The 19091-nt window shown below is 64.7% G+C and carries 14 protein-coding genes; 7 read left to right on the forward strand and 7 right to left on the reverse strand.

Features of this window, described 5'->3' with window-relative positions; all coding sequences use genetic code 11:
* Positions 1-8: 8 nt before the first annotated feature.
* Positions 9-1217 carry a cation:proton antiporter gene (locus GJ695_RS00725; RefSeq protein ID WP_154361700.1) on the reverse strand — a complete coding sequence of 403 codons (1209 nt, stop codon included), beginning with the start codon at positions 1215-1217 and terminating at the stop codon, positions 9-11.
* Between the two features lie 145 nt (positions 1218-1362).
* Between GJ695_RS00725 and GJ695_RS00730 the strand changes: the two genes are divergently transcribed.
* Together GJ695_RS00730 and GJ695_RS00735 are read left to right on the forward strand one after the other, a co-directional pair.
* Positions 1363-2142, forward strand: a complete 780-nt coding sequence (locus tag GJ695_RS00730; RefSeq protein ID WP_154361701.1) for a TatD family hydrolase — start codon at positions 1363-1365, stop codon at positions 2140-2142.
* Positions 2142-2807 (forward strand): ankyrin repeat domain-containing protein, encoded by a 666-nt coding sequence (locus GJ695_RS00735; RefSeq protein ID WP_154361702.1) that lies wholly within the window; start codon positions 2142-2144, stop codon positions 2805-2807. Before GJ695_RS00730 ends, GJ695_RS00735 begins: the two co-directional genes overlap by 1 nt.
* 61 nt (positions 2808-2868) lie before the next feature.
* Here the strand turns inward: GJ695_RS00735 and GJ695_RS00740 are convergent, their stop codons facing one another.
* Both GJ695_RS00740 and GJ695_RS00745 read right to left on the reverse strand, forming a co-directional pair.
* A complete protein-coding gene (locus GJ695_RS00740) occupies positions 2869-3270 on the reverse strand; it encodes a Fic/DOC family N-terminal domain-containing protein (RefSeq protein ID WP_208023338.1) in 402 nt (133 codons plus the stop codon).
* Between the two features lie 51 nt (positions 3271-3321).
* A complete protein-coding gene (locus tag GJ695_RS00745; protein ID WP_154361703.1) occupies positions 3322-4125 on the reverse strand; it encodes an alpha/beta fold hydrolase in 804 nt (267 codons plus the stop codon).
* 163 nt (positions 4126-4288) lie between these two features.
* Here GJ695_RS00745 and GJ695_RS00750 point away from each other — a divergent pair, with 163 nt between their 5' ends.
* Positions 4289-5212, forward strand: a complete 924-nt coding sequence (locus GJ695_RS00750) for a class I SAM-dependent methyltransferase (protein ID WP_154361704.1) — start codon at positions 4289-4291, stop codon at positions 5210-5212.
* A 59-nt stretch (positions 5213-5271) separates the two neighbouring features.
* Positions 5272-5520, forward strand: coding sequence for a hypothetical protein (locus tag GJ695_RS00755; RefSeq protein WP_154361705.1), 249 nt, complete (start codon positions 5272-5274; stop codon positions 5518-5520).
* Here GJ695_RS00755 and GJ695_RS00760 read toward each other — a convergent pair whose 3' ends face one another.
* Positions 5521-6465: an alpha/beta fold hydrolase gene (locus tag GJ695_RS00760; protein WP_154361706.1), complete on the reverse strand. Its 945-nt coding sequence runs from the start codon at positions 6463-6465 to the stop codon at positions 5521-5523. It abuts the gene before it with no gap.
* Between the two features lie 119 nt (positions 6466-6584).
* On the opposite strand from GJ695_RS00760, the gene GJ695_RS00765 reads away from it, so the two are divergent.
* Positions 6585-7214 carry a response regulator transcription factor gene (locus GJ695_RS00765; RefSeq protein ID WP_154361707.1) on the forward strand — a complete coding sequence of 210 codons (630 nt, stop codon included), beginning with the start codon at positions 6585-6587 and terminating at the stop codon, positions 7212-7214.
* Here GJ695_RS00765 and GJ695_RS00770 read toward each other — a convergent pair.
* Positions 7189-10194, reverse strand: coding sequence for a sensor histidine kinase (locus tag GJ695_RS00770; protein ID WP_154361708.1), 3006 nt, complete (start codon positions 10192-10194; stop codon positions 7189-7191). The two genes, GJ695_RS00765 and GJ695_RS00770, sit on opposite strands and share 26 nt — an antisense overlap.
* A 173-nt stretch (positions 10195-10367) precedes the next feature.
* On the opposite strand from GJ695_RS00770, the gene GJ695_RS00775 reads away from it, so the two are divergent.
* The gene (locus GJ695_RS00775) at positions 10368-10565 is read left to right on the forward strand and encodes a hypothetical protein (protein WP_154361709.1); all 198 of its coding nucleotides are present in this window, start codon (positions 10368-10370) and stop codon (positions 10563-10565) included.
* Here the strand turns inward: GJ695_RS00775 and GJ695_RS00780 are convergent.
* Positions 10562-11641: a phospholipase A gene (locus tag GJ695_RS00780; protein WP_154361710.1), complete on the reverse strand. Its 1080-nt coding sequence runs from the start codon at positions 11639-11641 to the stop codon at positions 10562-10564. The two genes, GJ695_RS00775 and GJ695_RS00780, sit on opposite strands and share 4 nt — an antisense overlap.
* 191 nt (positions 11642-11832) lie before the next feature.
* Between GJ695_RS00780 and fusA the strand changes: the two genes are divergently transcribed.
* Positions 11833-13941 (forward strand): elongation factor G, encoded by a 2109-nt coding sequence (gene fusA, locus GJ695_RS00785; RefSeq protein ID WP_154357782.1) that lies wholly within the window; start codon positions 11833-11835, stop codon positions 13939-13941.
* A gap of 9 nt (positions 13942-13950) precedes the next feature.
* Here the strand turns inward: fusA and GJ695_RS00790 are convergent, their stop codons facing one another.
* Entirely contained in the window at positions 13951-18984 is a 5034-nt protein-coding gene (locus GJ695_RS00790; RefSeq protein ID WP_229260262.1) for a hybrid sensor histidine kinase/response regulator, read from the reverse strand.
* Positions 18985-19091 lie beyond the last annotated feature (107 nt).

Here is a 19091-nt window from a genome sequence, read left to right on the forward strand (position 1 = left end):
TTACTTCCTCAAGAGCTGGCCTGGCTGACCAGGCCACGGTGTTGTGCGCGGTTCAGCTTAGGATACACGATAGGAATGGTCAGCATGGTGCTGCCAACGGCCATCAGCAACAGCGCGGTGAAGGTCTCGCTGGTGATGATCTGCTTGTCCAGCAGGATGTTGGCGAAGATGATCTCGATCAGGCCTTTCGATTGCAGCAGCCAGCCGATGATCGACGCTTCGCCGCTTTTCCATTTCAGCAGCTTGCCGGCGATGTGCGCACCCGCCAGCTTGCCGCCCACCGATGCCAGCAACAGCAGGCCGCCGACGAAGAACACCGAGTAGCCGCCCAGATCCCACTTGGTGCGCAGGCCGGTGCTCAGGAAGAATACCGGCATCAGCACCAGCAGCACGTTCTTGAACAGCGCGTCCAGTTGCTCCTGGCCGAACCAGTCCGCGTCCATCACCACGCCGGCCAGGAAGGCGCCGACCATGAAGTGCAGGCCGGCCCAGTCGGCGCCGAAGGAGCAGGCGATCAGCCAGATCATGGCGACGTACCAGCGGTCGCTGGTTTGCAGGCGGTTCATCAGGCGGCGGAAGGCGAAGGTCAGCAGGGCGAACGCGACCAGGAAGCCCAGCTGGCGGCCGACGCGTTCCCAGTCCAGCATGATCAGCGCCAGCACGCCCCAGATGGCGACGTCATCCAGGCTGGCATAACGCAGGATGCGCTGACCCATCGGCTGGCGCAGAATTTCCAGTTTTTCCAGCAGCAGCACCAACACCGGCAGCGCGGTGACGGCGCAGGCCATGCCGGTGCCCAGCATGAATTGCCAATTGGCGGCCTTGGCGCCCATCCAGCCCTGGTAGTTCATCAGCAGCAGGGCGGCGGCGCAGCCGAAAATCAGTGGCACGCCCAAAGACAGGCCGGCGGTGGTGACGCTTTCGCGGCGGTGTTGCCAGACTTTTTTCAGATCCAGTTCAACGCCGGCCAGCATCACGAACAGCATCACGCCCCATTGGGCGACGCCGTTGAGGGTCTTGACCACGTCCGGGTTGAAGACAAATTTATGGTAATCCGGGAACAGGGCGCCCATCACGCCAGGTCCGAGGATGATGCCCATGATGATCTGCACGATCACCAGCGGAGCGAAATAGTCGGTGCGGCCAAGGCGCCACACCAGGAAAGGCACGACGAAGATCAGCAACATCGCCAGCAGGAAGATTTCAGTAGTACTCATATGTCCCCTATATTTTTGTGTAATGTAATTACATACCGCATGACGATACTATCCCGACAACATTAAAATTGAAAGCGTTTTCTTGATCTGGGGTGGTATCGTTTCCACAAAACGGGTGGTAGGCGGTATCAGGTACAATCGCTGCATGTATATCGACTCCCATTGCCATATCAATTTCCCTGAGCTGGCCGCTCGCATGCCTGAAATCCTCGCCAAGATGGCTGACAACAAGGTGACCCATGCCTTGTGCGTATCGGTCGATCTGCCGGATTTCCCGCAGGTGCTGGCGCTGGCGCATCAGTATCCGCACATCTACGCCTCGGTTGGCGTGCATCCGGATTATGAAGACACGCCGGAACCGACGGTCGAGCAACTGGTGCAGCTGGCGGATGACCCGAAAATCCTCGCCATCGGCGAGACCGGGCTGGACTACTACCGCCTGGAAGGCGACTTGGAATGGCAGCGCGAGCGCTTCCGCACCCACATCAAGGCGTCGCGCATCACTCGCAAGCCGCTGATCATTCATACCCGCAGCGCCAGTGAAGACACCATCCGCATCATGCGCGAGGAGGGCGCCGGCACGGAGGCGGGCGGCGTGGCGGGCGTGATGCACTGCTTTACCGAGTCGCTGGAAGTGGCGCGTGCGGCGATCGAGATGGGCTTCTATATCTCGTTTTCCGGCATCGTGACCTTCAAGAGCGCCAAGGACTTGCAGGCGGTGGCGCTGGAACTGCCGCTGGAACGCATCCTGATCGAGACCGATTCGCCGTATCTGGCGCCGGTGCCGTATCGCGGCCGCATGAACGAGCCGGGCTATGTGGCGCATGTGGCCGAGTACCTGGCCCAGCTCAAGGGCGTGTCGGTGGAGGAAGTGGCGGCGCAGACCACCGCCAACTTCCGCAAACTGTTCAACGTGGCGGCCTGATGCGGCGCACGCGGCGGTTGATCTTGCTGGGACTGGCCGCTGCGGTGGCCGCGCCGGTCTTCGCGGCCGAGCAGAGCGATGACGAAGTCGAGTTCTTCCGCGCCGCCCAGCTGGATGGCGCCGACCGCGTCCGGAAAATGCTGGCGCGCGGCGTCAATCCCAACATCCGGGACGTCAACGGCGAGACCGGCCTGATCGTCGCCATGCGCTACGAAGCGCTCAACGTGGCGCGCGTGCTGCTGGACCAGAAGGGCACCGACATCGAAGCGAAAGCGCCGAACGGCAACACCGCGCTGATGATGGCGGCCTTCCGCAACAACAAGACCGCGGTGCTGGAGCTGTTGCAGCGCGGCGCGCAGGTGAACCAGAAAGGCTGGACCGCGCTGCATTACGCGGCCGCCGCCGGCAGCGTGGAGATCACCACTATTCTGCTCGACAAATACGCCTATATCGACGCCGAAACGCCATCCGGCATGACGCCCCTGATGATCGCCGCCCGGGAAGGCCAGGAAAAAGTGGTCGAACTGCTGCTCAACCAGGGCGCCGACGCCACGCTGAAAGACGGCGGCTTCCACCTCACCGCCGCCGAGTTCGCCCTCAAGGCCGACAAGCCCTGGATCGCCAAAACCATCAACACCTTTCTGGCCAACAAAAAACCACGCTAGCCATGCGACAGCAGCTCAATGTAGCGCTGATAGCCAAAGCTGCGGTTCTTGCGCTGGCCGCTCATTTCAGTGAGGATGCCTGATTCGACCAGCAATTCAACGGCCTTGCTACCATGCGGAATGCCTTAATGTAGTTGGTGACCTCCTCCACATCATCGCGATTGCTTAGCTCGATGCCTGCTTGTTGGGCGAACAAGTCGGTCAGCGTGGCTTGTGTACCTTCAATTTGCGAGGTCAGCAGGGCTTCTTTTCGTATCGCGCTGTAAAGCAGCCAGTCAACCGATGGCACCAGCCCTGAGACGGCGGCCAGCCGCGCCAGCGCGAGCTCTGCTGCGCGATTCGGTATGTCATAACTTTGTGGCGCGAGATCCGGCTCGGCTGGTGGCAGGCGATGAGGAACGAAGGCGCGTACAACTTCGCCTTGCATGATGCTGCTGATACTGGTTCCTGCGACGCGAGACATGTAAAGTTTTCTTTAATATGCCAATTCATATTAAAGCAGGCCTTCATATCGTCAAGCCTGGATTTGCAGCAGGTAGTCGTTGATGATGTCGGAGCTGGCCGATGGCGAGCTCAGGTGAGGGCAGTGGCCGATGTTGGTGATGACGGCCAGTTCGCTGTGGGGCAGGTGCTGGTGCAGCCAGTCGCCCACTTCGCGCGGCGCGATCATGTCGTCGCTGCATTGCAGGATCAGCGCCGGGACGGTGGATTTTTCCACGTCCGCGCGATGATCTGCGGTGAAGGTGACGCGGGCGAAGTGGCGCGAGATTTCCGGATCGTTCTTCTGGAAACGCGTCAGCAGCTCCTGCTGCAAAACCGGCTGCCTGGGCGCGCCCATGATCACCGGCGCCATGCGCTTGATCCAGCTGTCGTAGTCGATTTCCATCATCTGCAGCAGGCCGTCGATGTCCTCCGCGTTGAAGCCGCCGACGTAATCGCCATCGTTGATGAACGACGGCGACGGCCCCACCATGATCTGCGCCACAAACTTTTCCGGCGCCATGATGGACGCCAGCATGCCGATCATCGCGGCCACCGAGTGCCCGACAAACACCACCGGCGCCTTCGCATACAGGCCGATCACGTCCAACACATCCTCCGCATGGCCGTGCAGCGTGCTGTACTTCTCGCGGTCGTAGGCGCCCAGGTCGGAGCCGCCGCTGCCGGTCAGGTCCATCAGCACCACCCGGTAGCGTCCCAAAAACGAGGGATAGATGAAGCGCCACATCTGCTGGTCGCAGCCGTAACCGTGCACAAACATGATGGTGGCCGGGCCATCTCCATGGCAATGAACGTTGTTGCGAAACTGTACAGACATGACATCTCCGTGATTAATCGCCGCTAGTATAAATCGCAATAGTGATTTTTGCTCAACGATGAGCAGCGCAAATGAATTGGAGGGTATTTGCCGGCCAGTTCCCGGCATAGTGCGGCAACAATCTTGACCATAATGTCCCCAGCGCATCTACCAAGGACGACCAATGCTGAACGAACGCGAAATCGAAAGCTGCTATCTGGGGCAGTTTATTCCGGTCCACTATCATCACAACATGCTGATGGACCAAAACCGCATGCATGGCTTCAAGTCGGCCATCGCCTACGGCGTCAAGCCGGGCGCGAAAGTGCTGGAACTGGGCGGCGGTACGGGCGTGCTGTCATGGTTCGCGGCCGCCAACGCGTCCAAGGTCTATTGCGTCGAGTTTAACCCGGACATGGTCAAGGAGGCGCGTAAATTCCTGGCGATGAATCCAAACGGCGAAAAAGTCGAGGTGATCCACGCCGACGCCTTCGAATACATGCCGCCGGAGCCGGTCGACGTCGTCATCTGCGAGATGATCCACGTCGGCATGCTGCGCGAAAAGCAGGTGGAAGTGATCGAATCGTTCAAGCGCCGCTATCTGGAGCGCTTCGGCGGCCCGCTGCCGCTGTTCCTGCCGGAAGCGGTGATCATGGCGGTGCAGCCGCTGCAACAGGAATACGACTTCGAAGGCTTCTGCGCGCCGATCGTGCAGTTCCAGGAAACCGCCGCCATCTATCCGGGCACGGTGGAGCTGGCCCAGCCGGCGGTGTACAGCATCATCGATTTCAACCAGCCGAACGAGCTGATCTATTCGTGGCAGGGCAAGTTCGTGGTCGAGCGCAACGGCGAAGTCAACGCCATGCGTTTCGTCACCAAGAACATCCTGGCCGTGGTGCAGGAGCGTTCCAGCACCATCGACTGGCTCAATCCCTACATGACGGTGCCGCTGAACGCGCCGGTCAAGGCGCGCGAGGGCGACGTGCTGCAAGTGAGTTTCCAGTACCGCGCCGGCGGTTCGATCGCCTCGCTGCAGGCCTCGCTGCAGGCCGAAGTGCTGTACGAAGCCGTGTTGCAGCCCGCGCAGCACATGCCTGCCTTCGCGTAAAAAGTCCCCACGACGGTCGTTCCGGAGCGTATATTTCGTCTTTTACGAAAGAGAAATGTATGACCGAGAACGACCAACGCTACCTGATCCAGCAAAACAAGATCGCCGACGGCGAAACCAAACCGCCCGTGTTTGCCAAAGTCATGCGCAGCAAGGAAGGCGTATTCGAAGGCGTGTCCTTCATCAAGTCGAAGGAAAAGGCCTCGGTGCTGACCATCGACGAAGCCAACGAGGCGGTCGCCTGGGCCACCAGGAAGAAGCCGAACGCCAAGGAATACGTCACCAGGATTATCTGCGTCGGCCAGTAATTACTGGATGAAGCTGACCAGCGCCGGCACCACCTGATCCGGCGCTTCGTCGATCAGCCAGTGTCCCGATCCTTTCACGATGATGCTCTTGACGTTGGTCGCATACAGTTGCGCCTGTTTGCCGAGGAAATCACCCGCCGATTTTTCGCCGGCGATGGTCAGCACCGGCATGGTCAGCTTGGTTTTGCTCATCGGCTCGAAATCAGCCGCATCGCGGTCAAAGTCGCTGAAGTAGGAAAAGCCCGCGCGCATGCCGCCCGGCTGCGAGTACGCCGCCGTGTACAGCTGGCGGTCCGCTTCCTTGATCGACTTGCCCTTGTCGGCCGAGAAGTCATTCCAGAAGTGTTCAAAGTAGATGCGTTCGCGTCCCTTCACCAGCGCCAGCGGCGTGTCGCCATAAAAGTAGAAGTGCCAGACAGCCGCGCGCGGGAAAGCGTTTTTCCAGTCGCCGATGCCGGGCACGAAAGCGTCCATGACGACCAGCTTGCTGGTGTCGGCCGGGAACTGGGCGGCGTAGCCGTAGGCCACCATCATGCCGATGTCGTGGCCGACCACGGCGGCCGGTTCGCTGCTGATGGTCTTGACCAGTTCGTGGACGTCGACCGCCAGGGTTTTCTTGTCGTAGCCCTTTTCCGGCTTCTCCGAACCGCCGGCGCCGCGCAGGTCCGGCACGATGACGGTGTGGTTCTTGACCAGCTCCTTCATGGCCGGAATCCACATGTGGCCGGTCTGGCCGTAGCCGTGCAGCAGCAACACCGGCGAGCCTTTGCCGCCAACCTTGTAGTGCAGGCGAACGCCGTTGACCTGCGCGTATTTATCGGTAAAACCGTCGACCTTGACATCGATGGGCGCCGCCGCGTTGGCGCCAAACGCCGCGACCGACAGGACGGATGCCGCGATGCAGTGCAGCCCAAGGCGGCGGACAGAACTAAAGGTGGAAAGCATGTTTTTCTCCCGGGTGAAGTGGTGGCGATCAATGTAAGTCCGGTTCCGACCATCTCCTATACTCGAAAGAGTAGCTGCATTGAAGTATAGTCACGCAATCGCCCACATGGAGATTTGACATGGCTTCAGCCTCGCCGATCCGCGTTTTGGTTGCCGACGACCATCCGTTGATACGTGAAGGTCTGGCTGCGGTATTTTCGTCAAACGATAACTTTGTGCTGGTGGCCGAAGCGGGAGACGGCCGGCAGGCGATCGATCTGTATCAGCTGCACCGGCCCGATATCGTCTTGATGGACCTGCAGATGCCGGTCATGAGCGGCGTGGAAGCCATCACGGCGATCCTGGCGCTGCATCCCGAGGCCCGCATCGTGGCGCTGACCACCTACGGCGGCGACGCCCAGGTCGCGCGCGCACTGCGGCTGGGCGCGGTGTCCTATCTGCTCAAGAACACGGTAAGGACAGAACTGTTCAGCTGCCTGACGACGGTGCACGCCGGCGGGCGGCCGTTGTCGGCCGAGGTGGCGGTGAAACTGGCGGCGCGGCCGGCCTGCGACGCCTTGAGCGCGCGCGAAGTGGAGGTGTTGCGCCTGGTCGCCAAGGGCAATTCCAACCGCCGCGCTTCGCTGTTGCTGGGCGTGACCGAGGACACCATCAAGGGGCACATGAAGAGCATCCTGTCCAAGCTGGCCGCCAACGACCGCACGCATGCGGTGATGATCGCCATTAACCGGGGGATTTTCGGGGTTTGAGCTGGTCGGCGTAGGCGACGCGGCCGGGCAGGGTCAGTACCCATTCGGTGCCCGCGCCGGGTTCGCTGCGCACCAGCAGCCTGGCCTTCAGGCGCTTGGCGCGTTCGCGGATGCCGGGCATGCCCCAGTGATCCTCGCGTTCGCCGCTGTTCAGCACCTCCGCAGGTATTCCCTTACCGTTGTCGCGCACGGTCAGGCGCAGCTCCCTCGCACTGTAGAGGACCTGGGTCTCGATCAGCGTCGCCTGGGCGTGGCGATAAGCGTTGACGATCGCTTCGCGGGCGATCGCCAGCACTTCTTCCTGCACGCCGGGATGCAAGCGGCGCTCCGTGCCATCCACCAGCAGGCGCATCGGCATGGCGCCCGGCGGCTGGGCACGGCAGGCGGCTTCGGTCAGCGCCGCGGCCAGGCTCTGGTCGCCGTGATCGTTGCTGCGCAGGTCGCGCACGCGGTCGCGGCCTTCGTGCAGGATATCATCCGCCCGTTGCAGCGCTTGCTCGATCAGGTCGCGCGCCGGCTCCGGCTCGGGCAGGCGCATGGCGGCGGCGTGCACGTGGAGGATCAGGCCCTGCACCGATTGCAGCAGCGTGTCGTGCAGTTCGCGCGCGATGCGTTCCCGTTCGTCCAGCCGTTCCTGCATCCTTGCGGTCAGTTGCGCCGTCATCCGCCGCAGCCGCAGACGGTAGGCCAGCCAGCAGGCGGCCAGCAGCGCCAGCACGCCCAGGCATTTGAACCACCAGGTCTGCGTGACGGTCGGTTCGATCTCGAAATCCAGCGTCGAGACGCCGTTGTCCCATTCGCCCGCTTCATTGGAAGCCTGCACCTGGAAATGGTAGCTGCCGGCGTCCAGGTTGTTGTAGTAGGCGGTACGGCGGCGGCCCGCCTCCTGCCAGCGCGTGTCGACGCCCTCCATCCGGTAGCGGAAACGCACGCGCTCCGGCATCCCCAGCACCATCGCCGTGTAGTCGATCTGGAGCGCGCTGCTGCCGGGCGGCATATGTGTGCCCGCCACGGCGGGATGCATTTGTCCGGCCACGCCGATCCTGCGGATGATGACCGGCGGCGCGGGCCTGGCGGCGGCATGGCTGGCGGGATCGAAGCGGAACAGGCCGGTCGTGGTCGTGGCCCAGAGGTAGCCGTCCGTGGCCCGCGCCAAGGTGGGCGTGGGCGCGAGGAAGGGCGCCGTGCCTTCCAGGCCGTCCAGGCCGTCGATCCGTTCGTAGCGCAGCCGGTATCCCGGCGTGTTCAGCAGCGTGGCGATTTCCGCCGCCGGCAGGCGGAACAGCCCGGACACGGCGTTGATCCACAGGTCGCCGTTGTCCAGTTCCAGCATGGTGTTGACGCCGCTGAAGGTCTGGCCGTCGTTGCCCAGCACGTTGATAAAGCGGTCGCCGTGGCGCCGCGCCAGGCCGTTTTCGCCGCCGGCCCACACGTGCTCGCCGTGCGCATGAATGGAAAGCACCGCGCCAAGCTGCACGCCGTCCGCCGGACCGTAGACGCGCCAGCCCTGGCCGGTCTGCCGCACCACGCGGTTGCGCGGATAGGCCAGCCACAGCTCGCCGCCCGGACCGGGCGCCAGCGCGCGCGCGGGCGCCTCCGGCAGCCCGTCAACGCCATCCATCCTGGTCCAGCTTCCATTGTCTTCCTGCCTGAAGATGCCGAACAACAGCAGCGAAATCCACAGCCGTCCCTGGCGGTCCCGCGCGATGGCGCTGAATTGCACGGCATTGAGGCCGTTGGGCAGGGCGACACGGCTGACGCGCTCGCCATCCTTGCGCCACAGGCCGCCGAAGCCGCCAAGCCACAGCACGCCATCGGCATCGAGGTAGGCGCAATGGATCTGGTCGGTCCAGTAGCTGGCGGCGGCCGGCCACAGGGGGCTGGCGGCAAAGTTGCCATGCTCCTGCCGCTCCAGGTGCGAGCGCCCGGCCCACATGCCGCCCTGGCTGTCGGCGGCGATCGGCAGCCGGCCAGGGTGTTCCGTGATCGGGATGCGCGCCAGGCGCTTGGCGCGGAAGCGGTCGACGCCGTTCGCGGTGCTCACCCAGACATTGCCTTCGCGGTCTTCCAGCAGCGCGGTCACGGCGCCGCCGGTCAGGCCCTGTTGCGGGCCGGCGACGGCGGTTCCGCGCGCCGTGTGGTATTCGACCCCGTCCTGCCGGCCGGCCCACAGATTGCCCGCGCGGTCGAACAACACGGCGCCGACCTCGCCGTGCAGCCGCCAGCGGCGCGGCGCGACGCCGTTGGCCGGCGCGGTGAGCCGGTTGAGCCGGTTATTCTGGCCATCCCAGCTCCACACGCTGCCGTCGGACACCTCCGTCACGACGCCCACGCCGCTATCGCGCGGCAAGCGGATAAATCGCCTGGCGCCGGGCGCCAGCGTGTAGATGCCGTCATCGCCCTGGGCCCACAGCACGCCGTGGCGGTCGCGCATCAGGGTTTTGTAGGTGGAGCGGGTGAGTCCCCAGTCCGCCTCGGCGGCATGCCAGCGTTCGCCGTCGAGGTGGAACATGCCGCGCGGAGTGGCGGCCCATACGCGGCCGTCGGCGTCCGGCTCGATGCCCCAGACCGAAACGCTGCGCGGCAAGCCGTCGCGCTCGTCATAGCTGCGCAAGCCGCCCTGGGTGAGCCGGCTCAGGCCGCCGAAGCGGTAGCCTATCCATAAATCGCCAGCCGGCTGGGCGCTGAGGATGCTGATCGAGTTGGCCGGCAGCGTCAGGTCGGCATAGCGCTCGAAGCGCACGCCGTCGAAGCGGAACAGGCCGTTGGGACCGCCAAACCACAGCCAGCCGTCGCTGGTCTGCGCCATGGTCAGCACCATGGCCGGCGCACCATCGCGCGCGGTCCAGCCGGCGTGGTGAAGGTCGATCGGATCGGGTGTGGCGGCCTGCGCCGGCAGCAGCCACACCGCGCACCATAGCAGCAGCCGGCCAAGGGGCCGTCTGAAGATACCGGGATTGCCGTTCCACGCAGCCGCCATAACAGGAAATGTTGTTGTTTTTATGATTCTATCCCAAGCCGCGGCGCCGTTTATCGGCCAAAAGCACCCCTTGGGCGCTGTATTTTTGCAGTTGGTCGCACGGCGATTGTCCGCAAGACGCCGCGCCGTTAATGTAACAGCATAGACAACATTAACCGAATCGGGAGCTTCTCATGCTGAGTTTTGTATTGTGGCTGGTGCTGCTGTTCCTGTGCTGGCCGCTGGCCTTGCTGGCGCTGGTGCTCTATCCGGTGCTGTGGCTGATCACCTTGCCGTTCCGCCTGATCGGCATCGGCGTCGAAGGCGTGTTCGAACTGCTGCGCGCCGTGGTCATGCTGCCGGCGCGCATCCTGGGTGGCAATCCCCGTTAAAACTTGACCAGGAAGCCGGCGCCGATCGATTTCTGCGAATAGTTGTAATCGATCAGGCTCTGACCGTAGCCGCTGAACGCCTGCACATAACCGTTCAGGTTGGCCGCCACCGGGAAGGCCCAGCCGGCCTGCAAGGCGCCGTGGCCGGTCGAAATATTCCGGCGCGCCAGCAGCGACAGCTCGTGGCCGTCGAAGCGGTAGGTGGCGCGCACGTCGCCATGGCCCATGAAATCGGTGATGTCGATGTTGTCGTTGTCCGAGCGGGCGTTGTCGAGCCGCTTCCACAGGCGGAACGAGACGCCGAACTTGCCTTTCTCCGCGCCCACCTCCGCATAAATCCGGTTCCAGCTGCGCGACAGCGTCGACGTCTGGCCGTTGGACTGGTGGTTCAGCGCCAGTGTGGCGTAGCGCACGTCGAGGATGCCCAGGTCCAGGTTCAGCGGCGTGGTCAGCATCAGCTCCGGCTGGTAATTGGTCTCACGGAACGGACTGGAGGCGGCGCGGTTGTAGGCTTGCCAGAAGCTGTTCTGGGTGTAGCCGAACCACAGGTCCACGGGCGTACTGAGCAGCTGTTCGATCATCTTCATCTTGAAACTGATCTGGTAGGTCAGCTCCACGTGCTTGGATTTGATGCCGCCGGGCGTAAACTCCTGAAAAGGCGTATCGTTGGAGCTGGTGCTGTAATTGGCCAGCAATAAATACGTGGGACGATGGGGGCGGAAATTGAACACGCCGCGTTTGGACGAGCGGTCCAGTTCCCATTCCTGCACCATGCGCGACACCGTGTCCTCGGGCGGAATGGTGGTCAGCTCGGCGACCTTGGGCGACACCTTCGGCTCCGGTGGCGGGCCGGCTGGCTGGGTGCGCGCCGGCGCATCGGCCGAAGCCACCGTGCCGTTGTTGGCGTCGGCGGCGGGCGCGACGATGGCGTTGGCGCCGGCGGCTTGCACGGTGGGCGCGGCCTTCGACAGGCCGTCGTAGCAAGCCAGGCGCGCGCTGGCGTCGCCGAGGACCGAGCAGCGCTCCAGTCGCAGTTCAAGGTCGGAAGCCTGGGCTAAAGCCAGAGCCGGAGCCATGCCTAAGGTCAGGAGCAGGGTGGTTTTGGGGCGTACTCGCATGCAGATTGTCCAGGTGAGAGGTAAGCTAACGGATTATGTTACAGACTACATTAATTGCCATTAATCATGTCGCACGCTAACGAGGTCTTGAATTCGGCAAGGAACGCCGCACTTGAGACTTCCCAAGCAGTACACCCAAGGAGATTGTAATGACCCGCAAGACCCCCATCGAGCGTTACCGCAACATCGGCATCAGCGCGCACATCGACGCTGGCAAAACGACGACGACGGAGCGCATCCTGTTTTATACCGGAGTCAACCATAAAATTGGTGAGGTACATAACGGTGCGGCAACGATGGACTGGATGGAACAGGAGCAGGAACGCGGGATCACCATCACCTCGGCTGCGACCACCGCCTTCTGGAAAGGCATGGCCGGCAATTTCGCCGAGCACCGCATCAACATCATCGACACCCCCGGTCACGTCGACTTTACCATCGAAGTGGAGCGTTCCATGCGCGTGCTGGACGGCGCCGTGATGGTGTACGACGCCGTCGGCGGCGTGCAGCCGCAGTCGGAAACCGTGTGGCGCCAGGCGAACAAGTACAAAGTGCCGCGTATCGCGTTCATCAACAAGATGGACCGCGTCGGTGCGGACTTCTTCCGCGTGCGCGAACAGATCGCCAACCGCCTGAAGGGCGTGGCCGTGCCGATCCAGGTGCCGCTGGGCGCCGAGGACAACTTCCATGGCGTGATCGACCTGGTCAAGATGCGCGCGATTAACTGGGACGACGAGACGCTGGGCGTCAAGTTCACCTATGAAGACATCCCGGCCGACCTGCAAGCGGTGGCCCAGGAGTGGCGCGACAAGATGGTCGAGGCGGCCGCCGAAGGCACGCCCGAACTGCTGGAAAAATACCTGGAAGGCGGCGTGCTGACCGAGGAAGAAATCAAGCAGGGCCTGCGCCTGCGCACCATCCGCAACGAGATCGTGCCGATGCTGGCCGGCAGCGCCTTCAAGAACCGGGGCGTGCAGGCCATGCTGGACGCCGTGATCGAATATCTGCCGTCGCCGGTCGATGTGCCGGCGATCGCCGGTACGGACGAGGACGATCAGCCGATCGAGCGCCATCCGACCGACAGCGATCCGTTCGCGGCGCTGGCGTTCAAGATCATGACCGACCCGTTCGTCGGCCAGTTGACCTTCTTCCGCGTGTATTCGGGCGTGGTGAATTCCGGCGACACGGTCTACAACCCGACCAAGTCGCAGAAGGAACGCCTGGGCCGCATCCTGCAGATGCACGCCAACGAGCGCAAGGAGATCAAGGAAGTCTACGCCGGCGACATCGCGGCGGCGGTGGGCCTGAAGGGCGTGACCACCGGCGACACCTTGAGCTCGCCGGAGCATGTGATCGTGCTGGAGAAGATGATCTTCCCCGAGCCGGTGATTTCGCAGGCGGTGGAACCGAAGACCAAGGCCGACCAGGAAAAGATGGGCATCGCCCTGAACCGCCTGGCGCAGGAAGACCCGTCGTTCCGCGTGCACACCGACGAGGAGTCGGGCCAGACCATCATGTCCGGCATGGGCGAGCTGCACCTGGAGATCCTGGTGGACCGCATGCGGCGCGAATTCAGCGTCGAGGCGACGGTCGGCAAGCCGCAGGTGGCGTACCGTGAAACCATCACCAAGACCGCCAGCGACGTCGAAGGCAAGTTCGTCAAGCAGTCCGGCGGACGCGGTCAGTATGGCCACGTGGTGCTGACGGTCGAACCGCTGGAACCAGGCAAGGGCTACGAGTTCGTCGACGCCATCAAGGGCGGCGTGGTGCCGCGCGAGTTCATCCCGGCGGTCGACAAGGGCATCCAGGAAACGCTGAAGCAGGGCGTGCTGGCCGGCTATCCGGTGGTCGACGTGCGCGCCACGCTGACGTTCGGTTCGTACCACGATGTCGACTCGAACGAAAACGCCTTCCGCATGGCCGGCTCGATGGCCTTCAAGGACGGCATGAAGCGTGCGGGGCCGGTGCTGCTGGAGCCGGTGATGCAGGTCGAGGTGGAAACGCCGGAGGAGTTCATGGGCAATGCCATGGGCGATTTGACGGCGCGGCGCGGCATGGTGCAGGGCATGGACGAGATCCCTGGCGGCGGTGGCAAGATCATCCGCGCCTCGGTGCCGCTGGCCGAGATGTTCGGCTACTCGACCACGCTGCGTTCGCTCACGCAAGGCCGCGCGACCTACACGATGGAGTTCAAGCACTACGCTGAAGTGCCGAAACACATCCTCGACCAGATCGCGGTCACCAAGGCCCGCGCTTAAACCTCCTTGTCAGGAGGCCGGCGTGGCTTCGTCTTCGGGCGCGGCCACGGCGGTGCGGGCGCTGGCCATCACGATGTTGAAATCCTGCACGAAGGAGCGCAGCAGATCGGCCAGGGCTTGCGGCTCCGCCCTGAGCCGGTCTTCCAGCGCCGTGGCGGCCCGGAACAGGTCGTTGGCCGACAGGTTGCCGGCCGCGCCGCGGATGCGGTGCACCAGGTCGGCCGCCTGCGCCATGTCGCCGGCGTGGATGGCGTCGTGAATCTGCTGTAAGGTCGGTTCGAAATCATGGGCGAACAGGCCCAGCAGCTGCGACAGCAGCGCGCTGTGGCCGCCCAGCCGTTCCAGCGCCGCCTGCATATCGATGCCGGCGCGCGGCGCCACCGCTGCCGCCGTCACGCGCGCGGCTTTCTCCGCATCGGCGACGTCGGCCGCCGCTTCCCTGTCCATATCCGGTTTCACCCAGGTCGCCAGCACCGCATACAGCGTGTCCGGGTCGATCGGCTTGGTGACGTAGTCGTTCATGTCCATGTTCAGGCAGCGCTCGCGGTAGCCAGCCACCGCATGCGCCGTCATGGCGATGATCGGCAGCGCGGCATGGCGCTCGTCGCGGCGGATCAGCGCCGTGGCCTGGTAGCCGTCCATGTCCGGCATCTGGATGTCCATCAGCACCGCGTCGTAGGTGGTGGCGTTGACCATGCGCGCGGCTTCCTCGCCGCTGCCGGCCAGGTCGGCCTTGACGCCGGCGCGTTGCAGGATCTCGCTGGCCACCTGCTGGTTGATGGCGTTGTCGTCCACCACCAGCACGCGCGCGCCGCGGATGCGCTGGATCGCCAGCGACGGCGGGGCGCTGGTCGCCGCCATCTGCTGGCTGGCTTCCAGTCCCAACGCCGCCAGGATGGCGTTGCGCAGCTGCTGCGGATTGGCCGGCTTGTCGAGGAAGGGCATGCTGCGCGTCCGCTCGATGACGTCCTTGTTGTGCTCGCGCGCATAGGCCGTCACCATCAGCACCGCCGGCACCGCCGACAGTTCGGAGTCTTCGGCGATGCGCCGCAGCGTGTCGAGGCCATCGAGGTCCGGCATGTCGGCGTCGATCAGCAGCACGTCGTAGGGATCGAGCTGCATGGCGCCCACCGCCGCCGCGCCCGAACCGACCGCGCGCGCCTTCAGTCCCAGCAGGCCAAGCTGGATCTTCAGCATGTGGCGCGCCGCTTCGCTGTCGTCCACCACCAGCACCCGCTTGCCCTGCACCGAGGCCGGCACCGGCTGCACGCGCGGCGACTGGTCCACCGCCGCTTGCAGATGCACGGTGAAACTGAAGCTGCTGCCGACGCCCGGCTCGCTGTCGACCTTGATATCGCCGCCCATCTTGCGCACCAGCTGCTGCGAGATCGCCAGGCCCAGGCCGGTGCCGCCGTACAGCCGCGTGGTGCTGGCGTCGGCCTGGGCGAAGGCGCGGAACAGGCGCGCCTGCTGCTCTTCGCTGATGCCGAGGCCCGTGTCTTCCACCGTGAAGCGCAGCACCAGCGGCGCGCCCGGCATGGCGCTGTGCTGGCCGCCGTCCAGCTCCACCCGCAGTTCGATATGGCCGCTGGCGGTGAACTTGAGCGCGTTGCCGACCAGGTTGACCAGGATCTGGCCCAGCCGCAGCGGATCGCCCAGCAGGTTGTTCGGCACCTCGGGGGCGGCGCCGATCACCAGTTCCAGCCCGCGCTCGGCGGCGCGCCACGCGAACAGGTCGGCGATCTGGTTCAGCGTGTCGGACAGGTCGAACGGCAGCGCCTCCAGTTCCAGCTTGCCGGATTCGATCTTGGAGAAGTCCAGCACGTCGTTAATAATCTGCAGCAGGCTCTGGCCCGCGCGGCTGATCTTGCGGAAGTAGTCGAGCGGCTGCGCCGGCAGGTCCAGGTGCGTGCCCAGTCCCGCGAAGCCGAGGATGGCGTTCATCGGGGTGCGGATCTCGTGGCTGATATTGGCCAGGAAGTCGCTCTTGGCGCGCGTGGCCGCTTCGGCGTTGGCGCGCGCCTTTTCGATCATGCGCATGGCGCGCGCCTTCAGGTAGGCCGAGGTGAACGGCTCCTTGAGCGCCTTCAGCAGATCGAGATCGCTGGCGGCGAAGCTGGCCTGGTACTGGTAGTTTTCGAAGATGAGATAGCCCTCGACCTGGCCGTCGATCACCACCCGCACCGACAGCAGCGCGCAGACGTCGCCCGGCAGCGAATGCGGATGGTGCACCTCGAAGATGTCCGGCGCGATCATGCAGTCGGCCGGCGCGTAGCGCAGTTCGGCCTGGCGCAGGTCGATGCGGTAGGCGTCGGCGGTGGCGTCGATGCGGCCCCACGCGGCGCGCAGGCTCAGGGTGTCGCTGCCTTGTTCGCGCACCAGGGCCAGCGCCGAATCGATGCCCTTGATGATGGTCGATTCGTGCAGGATGGTGTGCAGCAGCGCGTCGAAGTCCATCTGCTCGTTGATGGTTTTGACGATGGCGTTCAGCTTCTCCAGGTGCTGGGTGCGCGAGTAGACCAGCGCCTGCAAGGCTTCCTGCTTGCGGTGCAGGTGGTGCACGCGCCAGCGCACCAGCGCCCACGCCAGCCCGCAGATGACCAGGAAGTAGGCCAGCCACGCCCACCAGGTGTCATGCCAGGCCGGTAGCACCACCACCCGCAGCGTCATTTCCTCGGCGTTCCACAAGCCTTCGCGGTTGCTGCCGCGCATGCGCAGGATGTAGGAGCCGGGCGGCAGGTGGCTGTAGCTGACGATGCGGCGGCTGGCGTCCACCTCGCTCCAGTGCTGGTCGAAGCCTTCCAGCAGATAGGAATAGCGGTTGCGCTGCGGCGCCGAGTAGTCCAGCGCCGCCAGTTCCACCTCGAAGCTCTGGTTGTCCGGCTGGAGCACCAGCGTCGGACCGTCCTTGGCCGCCAGTTCGGCCGGCGACACCGTGCGCTGGTCCAGCCGCACGGCGCTGACCACCAGCGGCGGGCGGTAGGCCCAGTCGATCAGCCGGCCCGGATAGACCACCGCCATGCCGGCGGTGGCGCCGAAGATCAGGTCGCGGTCCGCCGTCACCGTGCTGGCGCCGATGAAGAAGGTGCGGAAGGCCAGGCCGTCGGCGCGGCTCAGGGCGCGTGCGTGCAGCGTGGAGGAATCGATGACGGCGATGCTGTCGGGCGTCGCGGCCCAGATGCGGCCGGCCGGATCGGATTGCAGCCCCATGATGGTGCCAGTGTCCAGGCCGGACGAAGGGCCGATCCGCTCGAACACCGGATCGCCCAGCGCATCGCGGCCGGTCATCACGCCGATGCCGCCGCCGAAGGTGCCGACCCACAGCCGGCCGCGCCGGTCGATCACCAGGGAACTGATCACTGCTTCGGACAAGGCGCCCGGCTTGCTGGAATTGGCCTTGATCTGTTCCACCTTGCCGCTCTCCGGATCGAGCCGGTTCAAGCCGTTGCGGGTGGCGACCCACAGGCTGCCGTCGGCGTCCGGCACCACGGCGTGGATGCGGTTGTCGGTCAGGCCGCCGCTTTCCTGGGCGCCCTGTTCGTAGCGTTGGATGGCGCCGCTGTTCGGGTTGTAGCGGAACAGGCCGTCGAAGGTGCCGACCCACAGCTCGCCCTTGCGCACCAGCAGGGTGCCGACGCGCGGATAGGGATTCTGCATCGGCAGCGGCACGCGCCGCACGGCGCTGCCATGGTTGCTGGTGCGGTACAGGCCAAGCTGGGTACCGACCCAGGCCTCGCCCGGTTCCGCTTCGGCCATCGACAGCACCATGCGGGTGGGCAGCGCGGTTTCCGGCTTGTGCGGATCGGGGCGCAAGGCGGCGCGGCGCGGACCGACGCGCGGTACGATGTCGATGCCGTGGTCGGCCAGACCGATCCAGACATCGCCGCGGCTGTCGGTCATCAGCGCGGAGACGCTGGCTTCCAGCGCGTCCACCGCGCCGAACACCGAATCGATGGCCTCGCTGTGCGGATCGTGGATGTCGACGCCGCGCTCCGTGGTCAGCCAGATCATGCCGCTGCGGTCGCGCAGCAGGGCGGCGGTGCGGTCATGGCTGATGCTGAACGACACCGCCGGCTGGTGCAGGATGCGCGTGCTCAGATTGACGTCGGTGCGGTATTCGATCAGGCCGCCGCCATAGGTGCTGGCCCACCAGGTGCCCGGCACCGTCTCGGTCACCGCCAGCACCATGTTGGCCTCGACGTCCTTGACGCCGCGCAGCGCGACGATGCGGCCGGCGTCGGCGTGCGGCTCGACGATGCCGATGCCGCTCTTCAGCGTGCCGAAGGCGATCTGGCCGCGGATGTTCTCGCCCAGCGCCAGCACCGCGTCGCTCCAGGCGCCGGCGCCTTCGCCGCTGACGGCGATGCCGACGATGGTGCCGCCGGGCTTCATGCGCGACAGGCCGCTGGCGGTGCCGATCCACAGGTTGCCGGCGCGGTCCATCAGCAGTGAGCGGATCTGGTTGTCCGGCAGGCCGGGCGTGTCGTCGTGGCTGTAGCGGCGGATGGTCTTCTGGACGATGTCGTAGTATTTCAGGCCGGCCGGGGTGCCGATCCACAGATTGCCCTTGCTGTCGCTGGTGATGGCGCTGACCGGGCCGCGGCTCAATTCATCGTTGAGGCGCACGAAGTGCTCGGTGTGTTTGTCGTACATGACCAGGCCGGAGGCGGCGCTGCCGATCCACAGGCGGCCGCCGACATCGGTGTGCAGCACCTGGATAAAGTCGCCCGGCAGGCTGGCCGGGTCGGCGGCGTCGTGGTGGAAGGTGCGCACGCGGTAGCCGTCCCAGCGCGCCAGGCCGCTCTGCGTGCCGATCCAGATATAGCCGTCGCCGTCCTGCGCCAGCGCCATGCCCACCGCGTGCGGCAGTCCCTGGTCCAGGCCCAGATGCTCGAACAGGGGCGTGGACAGCGCGGCCCAACGCTCCTGACTGGCGCTGGCGCCACCGCAGACGACCAGACAGGCCGCCAGCGCAAACATGACCGCACGCAGCCAACGCCGGGCAGCCGCCAGAACGTGCGTGATGGGGGCGTGATCGTTCAAAATCGGGGCGCGCTCCTCTGTGTAGTAGTCCAAGCATACGGAAATGCCGACCGAAAGTCCACGACTGCCAACGCGAATTTGCCTGCGCTTGTACAATCGCCACAAGC

Origin of the sequence: Duganella alba (assembly GCF_009674495.1) — a bacterium.
In the GTDB taxonomy this organism is placed as follows: Bacteria; Pseudomonadota; Gammaproteobacteria; order Burkholderiales; family Burkholderiaceae_D; genus Rugamonas; species Rugamonas alba.